General features: G+C 72.9%; 15 protein-coding genes, 2 tRNA genes and 1 pseudogene. 12 read left to right on the forward strand and 6 right to left on the reverse strand.

What is annotated here, in order from left to right; genetic code table 11:
- Positions 1 to 202: 202 nt before the first annotated feature.
- Positions 203 to 2,083, forward strand: coding sequence for a propionyl-CoA synthetase (locus CO540_RS25950; protein ID WP_099163984.1), 1,881 nt, complete (start codon positions 203 to 205; stop codon positions 2,081 to 2,083).
- Between the two features lie 43 nt (positions 2,084 to 2,126).
- Here the strand turns inward: CO540_RS25950 and CO540_RS25955 are convergent, their stop codons facing one another.
- Together CO540_RS25955 and CO540_RS25960 are read right to left on the reverse strand one after the other, a co-directional pair.
- Positions 2,127 to 4,241: a M14 family zinc carboxypeptidase gene (locus tag CO540_RS25955; protein ID WP_099163985.1), complete on the reverse strand. Its 2,115-nt coding sequence runs from the start codon at positions 4,239 to 4,241 to the stop codon at positions 2,127 to 2,129.
- A 95-nt stretch (positions 4,242 to 4,336) separates the two neighbouring features.
- Positions 4,337 to 7,258: an Hsp70 family protein gene (locus tag CO540_RS25960; protein ID WP_099163986.1), complete on the reverse strand. Its 2,922-nt coding sequence runs from the start codon at positions 7,256 to 7,258 to the stop codon at positions 4,337 to 4,339.
- A gap of 128 nt (positions 7,259 to 7,386) precedes the next feature.
- On the opposite strand from CO540_RS25960, the gene CO540_RS25965 reads away from it, so the two are divergent.
- Complete coding sequence (locus tag CO540_RS25965) at positions 7,387 to 8,079, forward strand: MOSC domain-containing protein (protein WP_099163987.1); 693 nt, start codon at positions 7,387 to 7,389, stop codon at positions 8,077 to 8,079.
- Positions 8,076 to 8,501, forward strand: a complete 426-nt coding sequence (locus CO540_RS25970; RefSeq protein ID WP_099163988.1) for a nucleoside deaminase — start codon at positions 8,076 to 8,078, stop codon at positions 8,499 to 8,501. The genes CO540_RS25965 and CO540_RS25970 overlap by 4 nt, the downstream gene beginning before the upstream one ends.
- A gap of 171 nt (positions 8,502 to 8,672) precedes the next feature.
- Here the strand turns inward: CO540_RS25970 and CO540_RS25975 are convergent, their stop codons facing one another.
- Positions 8,673 to 9,275 carry a hypothetical protein gene (locus CO540_RS25975; protein WP_099163989.1) on the reverse strand — a complete coding sequence of 201 codons (603 nt, stop codon included), beginning with the start codon at positions 9,273 to 9,275 and terminating at the stop codon, positions 8,673 to 8,675.
- Positions 9,276 to 9,627: 352 nt separating this feature from the next.
- Here CO540_RS25975 and CO540_RS25980 point away from each other — a divergent pair, with 352 nt between their 5' ends.
- Together CO540_RS25980 and CO540_RS31075 are read left to right on the forward strand one after the other, a co-directional pair.
- Entirely contained in the window at positions 9,628 to 10,404 is a 777-nt protein-coding gene (locus tag CO540_RS25980; protein WP_172967940.1) for an aminoglycoside adenylyltransferase domain-containing protein, read from the forward strand.
- A 103-nt stretch (positions 10,405 to 10,507) separates the two neighbouring features.
- Positions 10,508 to 10,861: pseudogene (locus tag CO540_RS31075) on the forward strand (hypothetical protein); the annotation flags it as partial.
- A gap of 230 nt (positions 10,862 to 11,091) precedes the next feature.
- Here CO540_RS31075 and CO540_RS25990 read toward each other — a convergent pair.
- Positions 11,092 to 11,165: transfer RNA gene (locus CO540_RS25990), tRNA-Gly, on the reverse strand.
- A 254-nt stretch (positions 11,166 to 11,419) separates the two neighbouring features.
- Here CO540_RS25990 and CO540_RS25995 point away from each other — a divergent pair.
- The 5 genes from CO540_RS25995 (at position 11,420) to clpX (ending at position 16,002) form a co-directional block, all read left to right on the forward strand.
- Positions 11,420 to 11,493: transfer RNA gene (locus CO540_RS25995), tRNA-Pro, on the forward strand.
- Between the two features lie 148 nt (positions 11,494 to 11,641).
- A complete protein-coding gene (gene tig / locus CO540_RS26000) occupies positions 11,642 to 12,988 on the forward strand; it encodes a trigger factor (protein ID WP_157779179.1) in 1,347 nt (448 codons plus the stop codon).
- A 174-nt stretch (positions 12,989 to 13,162) separates the two neighbouring features.
- Entirely contained in the window at positions 13,163 to 13,804 is a 642-nt protein-coding gene (locus CO540_RS26005) for an ATP-dependent Clp protease proteolytic subunit (protein ID WP_091571833.1), read from the forward strand.
- Between the two features lie 14 nt (positions 13,805 to 13,818).
- On the forward strand, positions 13,819 to 14,481 hold the full coding sequence (locus CO540_RS26010; protein WP_013288034.1) for an ATP-dependent Clp protease proteolytic subunit: 663 nt from the start codon (positions 13,819 to 13,821) through the stop codon (positions 14,479 to 14,481).
- A 228-nt stretch (positions 14,482 to 14,709) separates the two neighbouring features.
- Positions 14,710 to 16,002, forward strand: coding sequence for an ATP-dependent Clp protease ATP-binding subunit ClpX (gene clpX / locus CO540_RS26015; protein WP_089158259.1), 1,293 nt, complete (start codon positions 14,710 to 14,712; stop codon positions 16,000 to 16,002).
- A gap of 23 nt (positions 16,003 to 16,025) precedes the next feature.
- Here clpX and CO540_RS26020 read toward each other — a convergent pair whose 3' ends face one another.
- Entirely contained in the window at positions 16,026 to 16,649 is a 624-nt protein-coding gene (locus CO540_RS26020) for a helix-turn-helix domain-containing protein (protein WP_099163991.1), read from the reverse strand.
- 41 nt (positions 16,650 to 16,690) lie between these two features.
- Here CO540_RS26020 and CO540_RS26025 point away from each other — a divergent pair, with 41 nt between their 5' ends.
- On the forward strand, positions 16,691 to 17,524 hold the full coding sequence (locus tag CO540_RS26025; protein WP_099163992.1) for an EamA family transporter: 834 nt from the start codon (positions 16,691 to 16,693) through the stop codon (positions 17,522 to 17,524).
- A gap of 40 nt (positions 17,525 to 17,564) precedes the next feature.
- Entirely contained in the window at positions 17,565 to 18,362 is a 798-nt protein-coding gene (locus tag CO540_RS26030) for a carbon-nitrogen hydrolase family protein (RefSeq protein WP_099163993.1), read from the forward strand.
- A 4-nt stretch (positions 18,363 to 18,366) separates the two neighbouring features.
- Here the strand turns inward: CO540_RS26030 and CO540_RS26035 are convergent, their stop codons facing one another.
- Positions 18,367 to 18,588: a hypothetical protein gene (locus tag CO540_RS26035; protein ID WP_099164944.1), complete on the reverse strand. Its 222-nt coding sequence runs from the start codon at positions 18,586 to 18,588 to the stop codon at positions 18,367 to 18,369.
- Between the last annotated feature and the right edge of the window lie 316 nt (positions 18,589 to 18,904).

Consider the following 18,904-nt stretch of genomic DNA (forward strand, 5'->3'; position numbering starts at 1 on the left):
GCCGGTCGTCACTCCACCAGGACGGCGTTGGCATTACCCGGCGCCGCCCGGTTCATCCGTCGCCCGTCGGGATGAGCCAGCCGGGCCGACGGGCGACCGCCCGTCGGCGGCTCCGGGCCGCTCACCGAGCCGGGACGCGCTTCCGGCGCACCGGCCCCGGTCGACCGTCGTGCCCGGACCCGACCCGGGTCAGCATGGCGGCATGGGCGCGTATCGATCAGCGTACGAGCGGAGCATCGCCGACCCGACCGGCTTCTGGCGGGACGCGGCCGGGGACATCGACTGGTTCACGCCCCCGGAGCGGATCCTCGACGACTCGGCCGCGCCGCTGTACCGATGGTTTCCGGACGGGCGGCTCAACACCTGCCACAACGCGCTCGACCGGCACGTCGCCGCCGGCCGGGGCGACCAGCCGGCGCTGATCCACGACAGCCCGGTCACCGGCACGGTCCGCACCCTCACGTACGCCGAGCTGCTCGCCGAGACCGCCCGGTTCGCCGGGGCGCTGCGCCGGCTCGGCGTCCGGCCCGGTGACCGGGTGCTGCTCTACCTGGCCATGGTGCCGGAGGCGGTGATCGCCATGCTGGCCTGCGCCCGGATCGGCGCGGTGCACTCGGTGGTCTTCGGCGGCTTCGCCGCGCACGAGCTGGCCGTGCGGATCGACGACGCCCGGCCGACGGTGGTGGTGGCCACCTCGTGCGGCATCGAGGTCGACCGGGTGGTGCCGTACCACCCGATCCTCGCCGCCGCGCTCGACGAGGCCGACCACGCGCCGCGGCACTGCGTGGTGGTGCAGCGCCCGCAGGAGCCGGCGCCGCTGGTCGCCGGCCGCGACCTCACCTGGGACGACGCGATGGCGGACGCCGAGCCGGCGGAGTGCGTGCCGGTCGCCGCCACCGACCCGCTCTACATCCTCTACACCTCCGGCACCACCGGCCGCCCGAAGGGCGTCGTGCGGGACAACGGCGGGCACGCGGTGGCGCTGCGCTGGTCGATGCGCAACGTCTACGGGATCGAGCCGGGCGACGTGTTCTGGGCCGCCTCCGACGTGGGCTGGGTGGTCGGCCACTCCTACATCGTCTACGCGCCGCTGCTCACCGGCGCGACCACCGTGCTCTACGAGGGCAAGCCGGTCGGCACCCCGGACGCCGGGGCGTTCTGGCGGGTCGCCGCCGAGCACCGGGTGGCCGCGCTGTTCACCGCGCCCACCGCGATCCGGGCGATCCGCCGGCAGGACCCGGACGGCGCGCACCTCTCCCGGTACGACCTCGGCGCGCTGCGCACCCTCTTCCTGGCCGGTGAACGCCTGGACCCGGACACCTGGGCCTGGGCGGGCGAGCGGCTCGGCGTACCGGTGGTGGACAACTGGTGGCAGACGGAGACCGGCTGGCCGGTGGCGGCCAACCCGCGCGGCCTGGAGCCGCTGCCGATCAAGGCCGGCTCACCGTCCGTGCCGGTCCCCGGCTACGACGTGCGGGTGGTCGACGGCGCGGGCCGGGAGGTGCCGGCCGGCGTCGACGGCTCGATCGTGATCCGGCTGCCCCTGCCGCCCGGCTGCCTGCCCACGCTGTGGGGCGACGACGAGCGGTTCGTCCGCTCCTACCTCGCCACCTTCCCCGGCCACTACCTGACCGGCGACGGCGGCCGGTTCGACGACGACGGCTACCTCTACGTGATGGGCCGCACCGACGACGTGATCAACGTGGCCGGGCACCGGCTCTCCACCGGGGCGATGGAGGAGGTGCTGGCGGCCCACCCGGCGGTGGCCGAGTGCGCGGTGATCGGGGTGGCCGACGCGCTCAAGGGCCAGGTGCCCAGCGGGTACGTGGTGCTCAAGGCCGGCGCCGAGGTGGACCCGGAGGCGCTCGCCGGTGAGCTGGTCGCCCTGGTCCGGCAGCGGATCGGCCCGGTCGCGGCGTTCCGCCGGGTGGCCGTGGTGCCGGCCCTGCCGAAGACCCGGTCCGGCAAGATCCTCCGTCGCACCATGCGTGGCCTGGTAGAGGGGCGGGACGAGCCGGTGCCCCCGACCATCGACGACCCGGGCGCGCTCGCGGTCTTCCGGGACCTCGGGGCCACGGACTGACGCCGGGGTCCCCGGCCGGACGCGCCGGCCGGGGACCCTCGGATCAGCGCCGGACCGGGTTGCGGGCCGCGTAGTCGCGGGCCACCCGGACCAGCTCCACCAGGCCGCCGGCATACTCCTGCGACTCGCCGTGCGCCTCGTCGAAGGGCGGCTGGAAGCCGACGCCCTCCCACTGCCCGGTGGCCTCGTTCCAGCGGTCGTTGCCCACCTCGAAGTCCCAGGCGAAGATGCCCAGCTCGTAGTAGAGCTGGTCGGCCGAGTTGCCGGCCGCCGAGTAGAGCACGTCGGCGACCGGGCCGGTCTGCGACGGCCAGGTGACCGTGCCCCGCTCGGCCGCGATGGCCCCGACGATCCGCCGGGCGCTGGCCAGGAACAGGGTCGACTCGTCGATCGACGGGCGCGGCAGCGTGACCCGCCCGTCCGCCTTGTACGCCCCGGGCGGCCACATGAAGTAGCCGCCGTAGGAGTGCACGTTCATCGCGAACCTGATGTTCGGGTGGGCCTTGGCCAGGTCGATCACGTTGCGGCTCTCCGCCTCGGACAGCTCGGCGGTGCCCGCGTAGTTCCCGGACAGGCAGTTGGCGCTCGCGCCCACGTACCCGTCGAACAGGGACCCGACGGTGTAGTTGCGGTTGACGTCCACGCCCCAGCTGGTGCGGTATTTCGGGTCGCGTGCCGTGCCGGCGCAGTGGTTGACCAGGTTCTTGCGCTGGAAGTTGTAGTCGTGGAACGAGTAGTTCGCGCCGTCCGGGTTGACGGTCGGGATCACGAACACGTCCACCTGCTCCAGCAGCTGCCGGGTCGCCGCGTCGGTGCGGGCGTTGGCCAGCAGCCGCTCGGCGAACTCCAGCGTGACCAGCGGCGTCGCCCACTCCCGGGCGTGTTCCTGCGAGTAGGCGAGCACCCCGACCCGGGAGCCGTCCCGGTGCCTGCCGATGCGCAGCGCCTGCACGGTCCACGGTCGGGCCGGCACCTCGGTGCCCTGCAACCCGTCGTCGAGGCGTACCGGCCCGGCCACCGGCATCGGCAGTCCGGCCGAGCCGTCCTCCACGGTGGCCCGGAACCGCGCCCCCTGCCGGGCGTTGATCGCGGCCGCGACGTCGTCGGTGCTGCTGGTCACCTTGCCGGCGACGTCGGTGGCCAGGGAGACCGTGAGCACCCGGTCGCGGTACCGGACGGTCAGCGGCCGGTTCGCCCGACCCGGGTCGACGGTGCGCACCTGGACACCGTTCATGCCCTGGTCGCCGAAGCGGACCGACTCCACCACCACCGCGGCGGCGGCCGGATCACCCAGGTAGGCGGCGGCGGTGCGCCGGTAGCCCTGGGTGCGGTTGGGCAGGTCGATCACGTCGACCAGGTCGCGGTACTGGCGACCCAGCCGGGCGATCCGCGCCTTGATGTCGATGGGCGTGAGGTAGGCGTCGATGAAGTCCTTCTGGTAGCCGGCCGGCTGCGGTGGGGGTGCGGCGTCCGGCCAGAGCGCGGGCGTGACCGGCCGGCTCGTCCCGCCCAGGCTGGAGGTGGCGGTCAGCTGCACCGGCCGGGCGGGCACCGGCTGGGGGAGCGCGTAGTGGTACTGGTACTCGCCCGAGTCCTCGAACCGGTAGAGCGGGAAGGAGCCGGTGGCGCCGTCGGCCGTCCGCCAGCTCACCGTGATCTCCACGTCCGGGTCGTCGGTCGCGGTGGTGGCCACCTGGGCCTGGAGGAACGTCCGCCCGCCGGTGGTCCACCAGTAGGCCTGGAGGAACTGGAGGGTGTCCGCCCCGTCGGCGGCGCGCAGGCCGCCGCGGGTGCGGGCCTCGGCGGTCCGGACGCTCTCGGCGAGTCGCCGGGCGCCGTCGTCGGCGCGTTGCACGACCTGCACCGCGCTCGCGCCCTGCCGGGTGAGGTCGGCGAGTTGCCGGCCGGTGAGGACGAGGTCGGCGACCGGCCGGCCGTCGCGCGAGCGCGGCCGGTTGGCCAGGTCGGCGCCGCCGGCCACCAGGCGGTCGAGCTGCCCCTGGTCGGCCAGGCGCACCCGGACCAGCGCGGTCTCGGTGGGGGCGAGGGTGATCGTGGGTGCGGCCGGCGCGGCCGCGCCGGGATCCGGATGGGACAGGGCGGCGGTGATCAGGATGCTGGTGGCGGCGAGCGCGGTCCACCGTCGTCGGACGAACACGGGGCCTCCTGACGGACGTCGATGTCACTGCCGTCCACACCAGCCGAGACATCGATCGCTGTCAAGCTCACTTTCGGTCCGCCGTCCGGACGCCCTCACCCGGCGAACCGGTACAGCCGGAACTCCTTGTCCGCGCCGCACACGAGCGTCTCGGTGTTCCACGAGCAGGACTCGCTGCGGATCTGCTTGACCAGCCCCATCTCGAACGGCTTTCCGGCCACCGCCAGCCCGGCGAGGCTGCGGTCGTCCTCGTAGCCGCTCGGCGCCTCGCTGAACAGCAGCAGGTTGCCGGCGTCCAGCCGGACCGCCACGCCGTCGCGGTCGCGCAGGACCGGAGCGGCGCCGTCCGGCCCGAACAGGGTCACCGCGTCGCGCGGCGTGTCCCGCTCGGCGAGCAGGTGCTCGCCGAGCGGGACCAGCCGTTCCGCCTGGGGGGCGGGCCACTGCCGGCTGTCCTCGCCCTCGGTCACCGCGACCACCCGGGTGCCGTCCGCGCCGGCCTCCGGCACCTCCAGCAGGCAGGCGCGGTGTTCCCCGCAGGTGACCAGGTCCTTCGCCCGGCTGCCCGGCTCCGAGGCGTACAGCACGTCGGGCACGCCCAGGCTGCCCAGGTCGTAGGAGACCAGGCGCAGGCCCCGGTCGGTCTCCGCCACGTACAGCCGGTCGTCGCGGGCGGTCACCGGGTCGTCGAGGTCGGCCACGTTGCCCCGGCTCTTCAGGATCTCGCCGCTGCTCATGGCGAGCACCCGCACCGACCGGTCCGCGCCGACCTGCACCAGCCGGTCGGCCTTCCCCGCCCACGGCGCGCGCGGCGAGCCGTCCGGATATCCGGCCCCGTCGAGCGCCTCGGCGGTGCCGACCGGGACCACCACGGTCCGGGCGTCGCCGTACTCGCTGCGCGGATTGTCCTGCACCCAGCGCTGCCGGCCGTCGTCGAGCCGCAGCCCGACCAGCCGGTTGCCGGTCCGGTCCAACCACACCACCCGGTCGGCGCCGAGGAAGATCTCGTCGTCGCCCCGGATGTCGATCTTCCACCGCTGGTCGCCGTTCCCGCCGTCGAGCACCAGCAGGGGGCGGGGCGTGGCGGAGCCGGACGCCTCGGCGAGGACGGCGACGCCGTCGGGCAGCGCCCGGATCCCGGCCCACCGGTCCGCGCCCACCCCGGTCTGCTGCTCCCAGATCTTCTTTCCGGTGGCGGTGTCGACCGCCCGCACGGTGAGGCGGTCGTCCGGCCGCGACCAGGCCAGGTAGGCGCGGTCGGCCAGGGTCGCGGTGAACATCTCACCCGGCCGTTCGTCGCCGACGGCCACCGTTCCGACCAGCACCGGCGCCTGGAAGTCCAGCGCCGGGTGCCGGTCCCGGAACACCCAGAGCAGCGTCGCGGCCACCAGGCCGACCACCACCACACCGGCGCCCAGCGCGATCCACCGGCCCCGCCGGCCGCGTCCCCGACCCCCGCCGCCCGGCGGTGCGGCGTCCGGGGTCGGCGGGAGCGGCGATCCGGGTACGCCGGCAACCGGCGCCGCGCTCGGCCAGCCGCCATCGGCCGGCCGCGCCTGTTCGGTCGTCGCAGGGGCGGCGTACGCCGACGCGTACCCCGGCGTGAACGCGCCGGCGTGCGGCGGCGCGTTCCCCGGCGGCGGGGGCGCCGGACGGGCCGTGCCCACCGGGTTCTGCTCGGGCGCGTCGGCGACCAGCGTGCCGTGCGGGCCGGCGGGCACCGGGGCCGCCGCCTCGGGGACGGTGCCGTGCGGTCCGCGCACCGAGGCGGGGCCCTCGCCGACGCGGGCCGCGGGGGCGGTGGTCGCCTCGTGTCCGGCCGGCGCCGGCGGTCCGGGCTGCGGTGGCGCCGCCGGCGCCCCGGGACGCCGGGCCGCGCGGGGCAGCGGCAGGTCGGTCAGCGCGCCCTCGGCGACCGGCAGCTCCGGCTGCTCCAGCACGGTCGGCGCGATCCCCAGCTCGGCGTGCAGCAGCCGGGCCACCAGCGGCACCCGGGTCGAGCCGCCGACCAGGAAGAGACCGGAGAGCTGGTCCGGGCGCAGGCCGGCGGCGGCGGTCACGTTCCGGGTCTCGGCGACCGCGCGGGCGAGCAGCGGCGCGGCGAGCCGCTCGAAGTCCTCCCGGGTCAGCGGAACGGCCTCCTCCACCCCCGGTACGGCGACCGGCGCGACCACGGCCCGGGAGAGCATCTCCTTGGCGCCGCGCACGTTGTCCCAGAGCTGCTGACGGTCCCGCCGCTCGGCGGTCGTCGTCGGGTCGGTCAACCGGGCCCACCGCTCGGGATGGGCCGGTCGCACCAGCTCGCCGAGCCGGCCCAGCAGGGCCGCGTCCAGGTCGAGGCCGCCGAGGTCGGCGATCCCGCCGGTGGCGACGAGCGGGAAGCCGGAGTCGCCCCACGGGTCGGCGCCCTCGTTGCGGAGCACGGCGACGTCGAGCGTCCCCCCGCCGAAGTCGAAGACCGCCACCACGCCGCCCACCGGCACCGGCCGGCGCAGGACCTGGGTGTAGTAGCGGGCCGCGGCCACCGGCTCGCGCAGCAGGCGGGTGCCGGGCGCGATCGGCCCGGCGAGGGTGTGCTCGGCCGCCGCCGGCCACCCGGCCAGCTCCAGCGCGTCGTGCAGCACCTGTCGCCGGGGCGCCGCCCAGGCCGCCGGATGGGTCACCACCGCCGGGGGCAACAGGCCGACCGCGGCCACCGCCGCGTCCGCGACCGCCCGCAGCGTCGCGGCCAGCAGCTCCGCCGGCCGGTACGCGCGCCCGCGCAGCTCGACCGTCTCCTCGTCGACCCGCCGCTTCGGGTTCGGCTCGTAGCCGGCCGGGTCGGCCTGGGCCAGGCGCTGCGCGTCCCGGCCGACGTGCAGGTGACCGTCGGCGTCGGCGTACACACCGGACGGCAGGATCGGGTGACCGTCCACCAGCAACGGCCGGGTACGCCCGTCGGGCCGGCGCAGCACCGCCACGGTGTTCGAGGTGCCGAGGTCCACGGCGAGCGCGAAACCGTCCTGCTGGCCTGACATCCGTCGCTACCTCCACCCGACGAGCCGATGTCCGGCCCCGCATCGTACGCAGCCCGCGCCGCCGCGCTTCCCGCCCCGGTGCGGGAATGGGGTGGCCCGGTCGGCCGTCAGCGCCTACCGTCGCCGCCATGAAGGTGCTCTCGGTCAACGTCGGCCGGCCGCGACCCAACCCGTGGAAGGGAATCGAGGCCACCGGCATCGACAAGCGGCCCGTCGACGGTCCCGTCCTGGTCACCGCGCCCGGCCCCAAGGGCACCGGCCAGGTCGGGCTGGCGGGCGACCGGGTCTACGACGTGGCCCACCACGGCGGCCCCGACCAGGCGGTCTACGCGTACGCCCGGGAGGCCCTGGACCGCTGGGAGGCCGAGCTGGGCCGGGCGTTGCGCAACGGCGCCTTCGGGGAGAACCTGACCACCTCCGGCGTCGACGTCGACGGCGCGCTGATCGGGGAACGGTGGCGGGTCGGCGCGGACCTGGTGCTGGAGGTCTCCTGCGCGCGCATCCCGTGCGGCACGTTCCAGGGGTGGCTGGGCGAGCACGGGTGGATCATGCGGTTCACCGAGGCGGCGCGTCCGGGGGCGTACCTGCGGGTGGTCACTCCGGGCAGCGTGCGGGCCGGCGACCGGGTCGAGGTCGTGCACCGCCCCGACCACGACGTGACCGCGGCCGTCGTGTTCCGGGCGACGACGCGGGAGCCGGAGTTGCTGCCCCGGCTGCTGGTCGCCGACGCGCTGCCAGGGGAGGACAGGGAACGGATCCGCCGCCGACTGGAGGCGTCCGCGGCCGTGGCGACGCACGACGGCCCCGAGGAGGCCCGATGACACCGGACGACGAGGCGTTCCTGCGCCACGCCGTGGACCTCGCCGACCGGGCCGGAGCGTCCGGCGAGCGGCCGTTCGGCTCGCTGCTGGTGGGTCCGGACGGCTCGGTCCTGATCGAGGACCACAACACCGTGGTGTCCGACTCGGACATCACCGCCCACCCCGAACTCAAGCTGGCCCGCTGGGCCGCCCGGGAACTGGCCCCCGACGTGGCCGCCGGCACCACCATGTACACCAGTTGCCAGCCCTGCCCGATGTGCGCGACCGCGATCGGCGTGTCCGGCCTCGGCCGGGTGGTGTACGCGCTGTCCAGCGAGCAGTTCGCCGCGGTGAAGCCGGCCACCCCGGCGCCGCCCCCGGTGCGCTACGAGGGGCCGGCGCTGTTCGACGAGGCGCGCCGGCCGATCGAGGACCACTACTGACGCACCGGATCCGCCGTCGGGGCAACCTCCCCGCGCCACCGCGCCGTTCACCAGTCATGGGACCGGGAGACGTGGCGCGGTGAAGCGCGCCGACGAGGACGAGTACCGGCAGTTCGTGACGGCCCGACGTCTCGTCGGGCCGGGCGCGGGGCAAGCGAGCCCCGCGCGCGGCTACGCGACCCACCACCAGCCGTCGCCGAGATGCCGCACCGGCTGACCGAGGTCACCGGGTGCGGTGGCGATCAGCGTGTCGGGTCCGGGCGGGGTGGGGAAGTAGGCGATGCCGACTCCGCTCTCCCCGCGCCAGTCCTGCCACAGCGGCAGATACCGCGCGTCGCCGCGCCGGTGCGACTGCCCGTCGACGGAGAGATGGCCGAGCTGCCACGGGAGTCGGGCATCGGCGGGCAACGTCCCGGCGCGGTGCTGCGCCGCCAGGTCGTCCAGTCCGCCGCGGTGCAGGCGGAACTGGCTGTCGACGTACACGCGTTCCCAGTCCGTGGTCCACAGGACGCCCCCGACCCCGGCCGCCGCGAGCAGGACAACCGCCGCCCACACGTACGCGCGCCGTTGCAGCAGCGCGACAAGCGCGGCCACCGAACATCCCGCGGCCAGCACCCAGCACGCGGCTCCCACCACCAGCCCGCCCAGCGGCAGCACGGCGGACAGGGGGTACGCCAGATAGTGGCCGACCAGCAGAGCGAGCCAGCCGGTGGCAGCTCCGATCAGCCAACGGCGGACCCGGCCGGCACGACGAGGACCCTCGACAACGGACATCTCGACAGTATGGGCGGCCGATCGCTCACCGTGGGTACGGGCGGACGCCAGGTCGGCCGGCTTGACCGCCCTGCCGACCGGTCGGTAGGAGACGGCGCACCGATCCGGCGCGCGCCCGCGGTCACGCGCTCGACCTGGGCCTTGACGGGTGGAGCGGGCGACGGGAATCGAACCCGCGTAGTCAGTTTGGAAGAGCGCGCTCAACCGGTCGTGATGCCCGAAACGCCTGCGGCCGGCGGCGGCGCTACGTGCCCCTCGTGCCCGCTCATGACCGCTGCGCGCCACGGTTACTGGCCCGTGGATGGCCCAGCCAGGACTCCGGCGTCGACGTCGAGTTGCTACGGTCGATCTCATGATCGATGAGCTGACGCGGGCCTATCTCCAAGCGGTTGATCAGGCACTGCCCGGCTATGTGCGAGGCCTCTACGTCGTCGGGTCCGCCGCGCTCGGGGCCTGGCAGCCCGGTGTCAGCGATGTCGACACAGTGATCATGACGTCGCGTCCGGCAACGGGCCACGACCTCGCCCATCTCGCGAAGATCCATGCCGAGATGCCTCGGTCACCCCATCTCGACGGGGTCTACCTGGAGCCCGCGCTGGCGAAGTCCTGGCCGAGCGACAGGCGGGTCCTGCCGTTCGTGGTCAACGGTGAATTGAGGACCGACAAGCCCTGCGGCGAGCTCACGCCGGTGCTATGGCTGACCTTGCAGCGGTACGGCATCCCGGTTCGCGGCCCGGCCGCCGTAGAACTGGGGGTGCGAGTCGATCCCGAGCAGTTGCGCCGCTACAACCTCGACAACCTCCGTGAATACTGGCAGTCGACGGCTTCGACGTTCCCCGCAGAGCTAGCCGACGTGGCACCCGACGCAGCCATGGACGCCGAGACGGTGGCCTGGTTCGTGCTCGGACCCGCGCGACTGCACTACACGCTGGCCCACGGTGACATCATCTCGAAGGCCGCAGCCGGCGACTACCTCGCGCAACTGTTCCCTGAGTACGCCGATCTCGGTCACCGAGCGGTCCGCTGGCGTTTGGGTGAGGCGGAACGGTTCACGACTACAGACCTTGTTGCCGCAGGTGAGAGTGTCAACGCGGTAGTCGAAGATGCTTGGCGTCGCTTTGGAAAGTGAGCTACCTGGCTGTGCGGATCTCCGAGGAGGGTCGGGGTTCGGGGCGGAGCCCCGAGGTCTTCACGGGATTGTCGTCCCCAAGCGTGGCCGGCCGGCCCGGCCGATGCCGGCCGGAGGTCGCCAGCAGGCCGGGGCCGGGCCGGCGCGGCCCGCTTTGCGGGCCGCCTTGAATTCGGGCCGCCCAAGTCGGCGGCCGGGGTCCGGGTCGTCGCCCTGCCGGCCGCCGCCGTCGAAGCCCTGCGGGCGCATCTGGCCGAGTTCACCGCCGTCGACGCTGACGCCCTGGTCTTCACCGGCGACAAGGGTGCGCTGCTGCGATCCGGCAACTTTCGGCCGTGCGGTCAAATGGACGCGAACGGTCGCCTCGGTGGGCCTTCCTGGCTTCCACTTCCATGACCTGCGGCACACCGGGAACACCCTCGCCGCAGCCTCTGGCGCGAGCACTCGCGAGCTGATGCAGCGAATGGGGCACGCAAGCATGCGAGCGGCGTTGATCTATCAGCACGCAACCAGCGAGCGGGACCGCGAGATCGCCTCGGCCATGGACCGGCGGATCGTCCGGCACACCCGAGGCAAGGGCGGCCAGAACAGCTAATGGCCCACGGATGGCCCGCAAGATCGGAGCGGGGGAGTGGCCGACCGGCCCAGGGTCGGGGGATGCAGCCTCTGACCTGGGCCGGAGGGTGTTGGAGCGGGCGACGGGAATCGAACCCGCGTAGTCAGTTTGGAAGACTGAAGCTCTACCATTGAGCTACGCCCGCGTGCACCCCACAGCGGCGGGGCGCGCCCGACAGCCTACCGAATCCCCGATCCGGACGCGCGGCGGTATACCGCGTCGTCGTCGACCTCCATGATCGACGCCACCTCGGCGAGGTGGCGGGGTTCGGGGCAGGACGATTCCGCCACCTCGGTGAGGTGGCGGGGCACGGCCACCGGCCGGCAGGCCCCGCCGGGCGACGCGGCGCGCCCCGGTCACCCGCTCGGGGGGTCGGACGGCATACACTCTTCGTCGCCACGGGGTGTGGCGCAGCTTGGTAGCGCACTCGCTTTGGGAGCGAGGGGCCGTGGGTTCAAATCCCGCCACCCCGACTGTCGTACGCGACCGGATCGTCCCGGGAACCGCCGGTTTTTCCGCGCGGCACCCGGGCGCTGCCCGTGCCGCAGCCCGGCTCGCCTACACTCGATGCGCGCAATCACGCCCCAGACTCAACACCCAGATCCGTCAAGGAGTACGCCTGTGAAGAGCACCGTCGAGACTCTGAGCCCGACGCGCGTGCGGCTCGCCATCGAGGTGCCGTTCGTCGAGCTCGAGCCGAGCCTCAAGAAGGCGTACCGGGAGATCGGCCAGCAGGTCCAGGTTCCCGGCTTCCGCCGGGGCAAGGTTCCCAGCGCGGTGATCGACCAGCGGGTGGGCCGGGGGACCGTCCTCAACGAGGCGATCCAGGAGGCCATCCCGCAGAACATCCTCGCCGCGGTCCGCGAGCACGACCTCAAGACGCTCGGCCGCCCCGAGGTGGACATCACCGAGTTCAACGACGGTGACTCGCTCAACTTCACCGCCGAGGTCGACGTCCGTCCGGAGATCACGCTGCCGGACCCGGCCACCATCGAGGTGACCGTCGACGAGATCGAGATCGCCGACAGCGAGATCGACGACCAGGTCAACAGCCTGCGCGAGCGCTTCGCCACGCTGAAGACCGTCGAGCGGGCCGCCCAGGAGGGCGACTTCGTGCAGATCGACCTGAACGCCACGGTCGACGGCGAGGAGGTGCCGGGCGGCTCGGCGAGCAACATCTCGCACGAGGTGGGCAGCAAGCAGCTGCTGCCGGGTCTGGACGAGGCGCTGGTCGGCCTGGCCGCCGGCGAGAGCACCACCTTCACCACCCAGCTCGTCGGCGGCGACTACGCCGGCCGCGACGCCGACGTGGCGGTGACCGTCCGCACGGTGAAGGAGAAGGAGCTCCCCGAGCTCGACGACGACTTCGCGCAGATGGCCAGTGAGTTCGACACCATCGAGGAGCTGCGCGGCGACCTGCGGGAGCGGGTCACCCGGGGCAAGCAGGTCGAGCAGATCTACGCCGCCCGCGACAAGGCCCTCGAGCAGATGGTCGCCGCCGCCGAGGTGCCGGCGCCGGAGGGTGTCGTCAAGGAAGAGGTCGAGAGCCGCAAGGCCGCGATGGTCGACCAGCTCGAGCGCATCGGCGCCTCCCTGGAGGAATACCTCGCCGCCGAGGAGAAGACCGAGGAGCAGATCGACGCCGAGCTGACCGAGGCGGCGACCGACGGCGTCAAGATCCAGCTCCTGCTGGACACCCTGGCCGACGCCGAGGACGTGCAGGTCTCCGACGACGAGTTCGGGCACGAGATCGTGCACCGCGCCCAGCGTGCCGGCATGGCTCCCCAGCAGTACTACGACCAGCTGGTCCGCTCCGGCGCCGCCGCGGCCGTCTTCGGTGACGTCCGCCGGGGCAAGGCGCTCGCCGCGGTGATGGAGAAGATCACGATCAAGGACGCGGCGGGCAACGAGGTCTCCCTCGACGCGCTGCGGGCCCAGAACGAGGCCGAGCACGACCACCAGCACTGATCGTCAGGGCGTCGGCCGTCGTCCCGCGTTGCGCGCCGGGCGGCGGCCGAAACCCTTTCCGGGGTACGCCGAGCGGGTGACTGCGCTGAGAGCGAACAGTGCCCCGACCGGGAGTACGCCTCCCGGCAGAGCGGTTAGTGTCGGGTAGGACGGTACGGAGAGCGAAGGGCTGCCATGACCGACATGCACATCCCCAAGAAGTCGCTCCGGGCGATCGAGGCCCGCGGTGGCGACTCCATTGGCAACCTCGACGACTCGGTCTACAACCGGTTGCTCAAGGAACGGATCATCTTCCTGGGCAGCGAGGTGAACGACCAGGTGGCCAACCGCATCTGCGCGCAGCTGCTGCTGCTCGCGGCGGAGGACCCGGACCGCGACATCTTCCTCTGGATCAACTCGCCGGGTGGCTCGGTCTACTCCGGCATGGCGATCTACGACACGATGCAGTACATCGACAACGACGTGTCGACGGTGGCCATGGGCATGGCCGCCTCGATGGGCCAGCTCCTGCTCTGCGCGGGCACCAAGGGCAAGCGCTACGCCCTGCCGCACGCGCGGATCATGATGCACCAGCCCTCCGGCGGCCTCGGCGGCACCGCGTCGGACATCGCGATCCAGGCCGAGCAGATGCTCTACACCAAGCGGATGTTCCAGGAGCGGGTCGCGCACCACACCGGCCAGTCCCAGGAGCAGATCGAGGCCGACTCGGACCGCGACCGTTGGTTCACCGCCCAGGAGGCCATGGACTACGGCTTCATCGACAAGGTGATCATCGGAGCCGCCCAGGTTCCGGATGGCGCCGGGACCCTGAGCTGAGCGAGGAGCTGACGATGACCGACCTGAGCCTGCCGCCCCAGTTCGCGGCCGTGCACAACCGCTACGTGCTGCCGTCGTTCGTCGAGCGCACGTCGTACGGGATGAAGGAGTCCAACCCGTACAACAAGCTCTTCGAGGACCGGATCATCTTCCTCGGCGTCCAGGTGGACGACGCGTCGGCCAACGACGTGATGGCCCAGCTGCTGACGCTGGAGGGCACCGACCCGGACCGCGACATCATCATGTACATCAACTCGCCCGGCGGTTCCTTCACCGCCATGACGGCGATCTACGACACCATGCAGTACGTCCGCCCCGACATCCAGACCGTCTGCCTCGGGCAGGCGGCCAGCGCGGCGGCGGTGCTGCTCTCCGCGGGCACCCCGGGCAAGCGGATGGCGCTGCCGAACTCCCGGATCATCATCCACCAGCCGGCCACCGAGGGCGGCTACGGGCAGGGCTCGGACATCGAGATCCAGGCGCGGGAGATCCTGCGGATGCGGACGCAGCTGGAGGACATGCTGTCCCGGCACTGCAACCGCCCGATCGAGCAGGTTCGCAAGGACATCGACCGTGACAAGATCATGACGGCCGAGGAGTCCAAGGAGTACGGGCTGGTCGACACGATCCTGACCAGCCGCAAGAAGGGTCTGCTGGCGTCCCACGCCGCGGGCTGAGCGACGCGGGGTCGGAGGTCGGTCGGGGCATCGTTCCCGGCCGACCTCTGACACACCCGTTTTGGGGGTCGGAGAAAACCCGGCCACCGGGTAACGTCGGGTCTGTACCGCTCCGCGGGTCGGATCGGGTGGAGCCGACAGCATGGTGGAACGACAGGACGGACGAGCGCCTCGGGCGCTCGCAGGTCAGGGCCGGCGCTCCGGCCGATGAGTGCAGGGAGAACGTAGGTGGCACGGATCGGTGACGGCGGCGACCTACTGAAGTGCTCCTTCTGTGGCAAGTCCCAGAAGCAGGTCAAGAAACTCATCGCGGGCCCCGGCGTCTACATCTGCGACGAGTGCATCGATCTCTGTAACGAGATCATCGAGGAGGAGCTGGCCGAGTCCGGCGAGGTGAAGTGGGAAGAGCTTCCCAAGCCGATGGAGATCTGCCAGTTCCTCGACAACTACGTCGTCGGCCAGGAGCAGGCCAAGAAGGCGCTCGCCGTCGCGGTCTACAACCACTACAAGCGGATCCAGGCGGAGGCCGCCGGCGCGCCCGGCTCGGGCAGCGACGGCGTCGAACTGGCCAAGTCCAACATCATGCTGCTCGGCCCGACCGGCTGCGGTAAGACCCACCTGGCGCAGACGCTGGCCCGGATGCTCAACGTCCCGTTCGCGATCGCCGACGCCACCGCGCTCACCGAGGCGGGCTACGTCGGCGAGGACGTGGAGAACATCCTCCTCAAGCTGATCCAGGCCGCCGACTACGACATCAAGCGCGCCGAGACCGGCATCATCTACATCGACGAGGTCGACAAGATCGCCCGCAAGTCGGAGAACCCGTCGATCACGCGCGACGTCTCCGGCGAGGGCGTGCAGCAGGCGCTGCTCAAGATGCTGGAGGGCACGGTCGCCAACGTGCCGCCCCAGGGCGGCCGGAAGCACCCGCACCAGGAGTTCATCCAGATCGACACCACGAACGTGCTGTTCATCTGCGGTGGCGCGTTCGCCGGCCTCGACCAGATCATCGAGGCCCGCACCGGCTCCGGCGGCACCGGCTTCGGCGCCCGACTCCGGTCGGTGTCGGAGCGGTCCACCGACGACATCTTCAGCCAGGTCATGCCGGAAGACATGTTGAAGTTCGGGCTGATCCCCGAGTTCATCGGCCGGCTCCCGGTGATCACCAACGTGCGCAGCCTCGACCGGGGCGCCCTGGTGAAGATCCTCACCGAGCCGCGCAATGCCCTGGTCCGGCAATACCAGCGCCTGTTCGAGCTGGACGGCGTCGAGCTGGAGTTCGAGCAGCCGGCGCTGGAGGCCATCGCCGACCAGGCCATGCTCCGCGGCACCGGCGCCCGCGGCCTGCGGGCGATCATGGAAGAGGTGCTCCTCTCCGTGATGTACGAGGTGCCGAGCAACCCCGACGCCGCCCGAGTGCTGATCACCCGCGAGGTCGTCCTGGAGAACGTCAACCCGACGATCGTGCCCCGCGAGTTCACCGGCCGGCGCCGGCGGGACCGCGAGGAGAAGTCGGCCTGACCGCCGTCGCGACCGCGCCCGGGTCAGCTCGGGCGCGGTCCGCGTGACCGGGTCCGCCGGTCCCACTCGCCCGACGGGGTGACCACCACCATCACGAGGCGTACCGGTTCGTCGCCGGCGGCGCGGTAGCCGTGCTCCCGGTCGGCGTGGAACTCCACCGTCTGGCCGACGCGTACCTCGTGGTCGGCGCCGTCGACGGTGACCGTGACGGCGCCGTCCAGCACGTACAGGACCTCGCGGGTGCCGTGCGCGTGGTCGGCGGAACGCAACTCCTCACCGGGCCGCATCCGCCAGTCCCAGAGTTCCACCAGGTCGGGTTCGCCGATGCCGCTGAGCAGCTGCGCGGTGCCGCCGTGCGCGCCGCGCCACAGCACCGGCGCCTCGTCCGCCGTGGTGACCCGTACCGCCTTCTCCTCCGCCGGCTCCAGCAACCGGGCGATGTTGACGCCGAACGCGTCGGCCACCCGGCAGAGGGTGCCGATGCTCGGGTTGGTCCGGGCGCCCTCGATCTGCACGAGCATGCCCTTGCTGACGCCGGACCGGCCGGCCAGCTCGTCGAAGGACCAACCCCGGGCGGCCCGCAGTTCGCGTACCTGTCGGGCGACCGCGGAGGTCACCGCGCTCACGCGTCCGCCGGTATCGGTCATCACACTGTCCTTCGCGGTCAATATTATGGTACGACTGTCGGGTGCTTCCCATTGTGCTCGCCGCGGTGTCCGCGATCGCGTTCGGCACGGCCGACTTCTCCGGGGGCAAGGCGTCCCGGCACGCCCACCCGATCGCCGTGACCGTCGTCTCGCAGCTGCTCAGCCTGCCGCTGCTGCTCGTTCTCGTGCTCGTCGTGCCCGGCAGACCGCTGCCGCTCGACCTGGCCTGGGGCCTGCTCGCAGGGGTGGCCGGCGCCGCCGGCGTCATGCTGCTCTACCGCGCGTTGGCCACCGGCGTCATGGCGGTCGTGGCACCGGTCACCGCGATCACCGCCGCGGTCGTGCCGATCGTCGCGGGCCTGCTCCTGGCCCACTCCCCGGGCACCCTGGCGTTGGGCGGTGCCGGGCTCGCCGTGGTGGCCATCGCGCTCGTCAGCCTGGGGGAGCGGGGTGGCGCCGGCCGCCTCTCCGGCCGGGTGATCGGGACCGCCCTCGCCGCCGGTCTGCTCTTCGGCATCTTCTTCGCCCTGCTCGGCCAGGCCGACGAGAGCGCCGGCATGTGGCCGGTGCTGGCGGTACGCGTCAGCTCGATCGCCTTCGGCCTCGCGCTCGTCGCCCGCACCGGCGCCCGCCTGGGACTCGGCCGGCGGGTGCTCGGCTGGGCGGCCGCCGCCGGCCTGCTCGACTCCGCGGCGAACGCGCTCTTCCTCGCCGCCGCCGGTCGGGGGCACCTCAGCGTGGTGGCCGCGATCGCCTCGCTCTACCCCGCGAGCACGGTCCTGCTGGCGCTCGCCGTGGACCGGGAACGGCTGCGGCCGGTGCAGCTGGCCGGGCTCGGATTCGCCGCCGCCGCGCTCGTGCTGGCCAGCGTCTGAGCCCTGTCGCCCATCCGCCTGCCCCCGTACCCTCGGGGTCATGCGCGTCGCCGTCTGCCAGCTCAACGCCCGCGACGACCGGGCGGCGAACCTCGCCGCCGCCGAGGCCCTGCTGGTCCGGGCCGCGGCGGCCGGCGCCGACCTCGCCGTCCTGCCGGAGTACGTGGACTACCTCGGCCACGCCGACCGGATGCCACCGGCCGAGCCGGTGGACGGCACGGTGGGGCGGTTCTTCGCCGAGGCTGCCCGACGGCTCGGCATGTGGGTGATCGCCGGCTCGTTCCACGAGGCCGGGCCGGATCCGGAACACACCTGGAACACCTCGCTGGTCTTCGACCGCGAGGGCGTGCTCGCCGCCGCCTACCGCAAGATTCACCTGTACGACGTGGAGATCCCCGGTCGGGTGTCCTACCAGGAGTCGGCCACGGTCGCGCCGGGGGAGAAGCCGGTCGTCGTCGACGTCGAGGGACTCCGGGTCGGTCTGTCCGTCTGTTACGACCTCCGGTTCCCCGAGCTCTACCGGCTGCTCGCCGCCGACGGCCGGGCCGAGCTGCTGGTCGTGCCGGCGGCGTTCATGGCGCACACCGGGCGGGACCACTGGGAGGTGCTGCTCCGGGCCCGGGCGATCGAGAACCAGTGCTTCGTGGCGGCGGCCGGCCAGACCGGTGACCACGACCCCGGGCGGACGTGCTTCGGGCGCAGCATGGTGGTGGACCCGTGGGGGACGGTGCTGAGCCAGGTTCCGGACGGCCCCGGGCTGGCGGTCACCGAGCTGGACCTGGACCGGCTGCGGACGATCCGCGCCGAGCTGCCGAGCCTCGCGAACCGCCGGCTCTGAACGGTCAGCTCCCCAGGAGCACGCCCACCACCGTGAAGCCGGCGATCGCCGCCGCGCAGATCAGGAGGGCGGTGGTCATCCGCGACGGCCCCCGCCGGATCAGGCGGCCCACCGACAGCAGCAGCACGGCGAGGACGAAGGCGCCGATCACCAACTGCCAGAACGGCAGCAGGAGCCCGAGCAGAGCCTCTTCGGCGAGCACCGGGTGCCGGGTCAGGTCAGCCATGCCGACCACTCTGGCACGGCAGGTCCCTACGCGGATCCCTCCGCCGGGTCGGAATCCGGCGACCGCGCGCGGGGTAGTCACGATCATTGATTTGCCTTCCCGGGGCGGTCCGCGTAACTTTCTCTCTGCACGCGGGAGGCCGGGGCAAACCGGCCGAGAGCGGGCGCCAGGCTGGTGGCGGGAACGCCGAGCCAGACTGAGGATTCGGGCGGTGCTCGACACTCCGGGAACACGGGGTTGCGAATGCGAAGCCGACCGGGTAGAGTGCGAAAGCCGGCAGGGAGCCGGGCGGGTGGCTGCGAGAGCGGCGCCGGCC

This window comes from Micromonospora sp. WMMA2032 (assembly GCF_002688545.1).
Classification (GTDB): domain Bacteria; phylum Actinomycetota; class Actinomycetes; order Mycobacteriales; family Micromonosporaceae; genus Micromonospora; species Micromonospora sediminicola.

Excerpts from the sequence above, each read along its gene's own strand:
- CO540_RS26035 (WP_099164944.1), bottom strand. The coding sequence starts at position 18,588 with ATGGCTGACCTGACCCGGCACCCGGTGCTCGCCGAAGAGGCTCTGCTC.
- CO540_RS25970 (WP_099163988.1), top strand. The coding sequence starts at position 8,076 with ATGACACCGGACGACGAGGCGTTCCTGCGCCACGCCGTGGACCTCGCC.
- CO540_RS26005 (WP_091571833.1), top strand. The coding sequence starts at position 13,163 with ATGACCGACATGCACATCCCCAAGAAGTCGCTCCGGGCGATCGAGGCC.
- CO540_RS25975 (WP_099163989.1), bottom strand. The coding sequence starts at position 9,275 with ATGTCCGTTGTCGAGGGTCCTCGTCGTGCCGGCCGGGTCCGCCGTTGG.
- CO540_RS25980 (WP_172967940.1), top strand. The coding sequence starts at position 9,628 with ATGATCGATGAGCTGACGCGGGCCTATCTCCAAGCGGTTGATCAGGCA.
- CO540_RS25950 (WP_099163984.1), top strand. The coding sequence starts at position 203 with ATGGGCGCGTATCGATCAGCGTACGAGCGGAGCATCGCCGACCCGACC.
- CO540_RS26010 (WP_013288034.1), top strand. The coding sequence starts at position 13,819 with ATGACCGACCTGAGCCTGCCGCCCCAGTTCGCGGCCGTGCACAACCGC.
- CO540_RS25965 (WP_099163987.1), top strand. The coding sequence starts at position 7,387 with ATGAAGGTGCTCTCGGTCAACGTCGGCCGGCCGCGACCCAACCCGTGG.
- CO540_RS26030 (WP_099163993.1), top strand. The coding sequence starts at position 17,565 with ATGCGCGTCGCCGTCTGCCAGCTCAACGCCCGCGACGACCGGGCGGCG.
- CO540_RS25960 (WP_099163986.1), bottom strand. The coding sequence starts at position 7,258 with ATGTCAGGCCAGCAGGACGGTTTCGCGCTCGCCGTGGACCTCGGCACC.
- CO540_RS26020 (WP_099163991.1), bottom strand. The coding sequence starts at position 16,649 with ATGACCGATACCGGCGGACGCGTGAGCGCGGTGACCTCCGCGGTCGCC.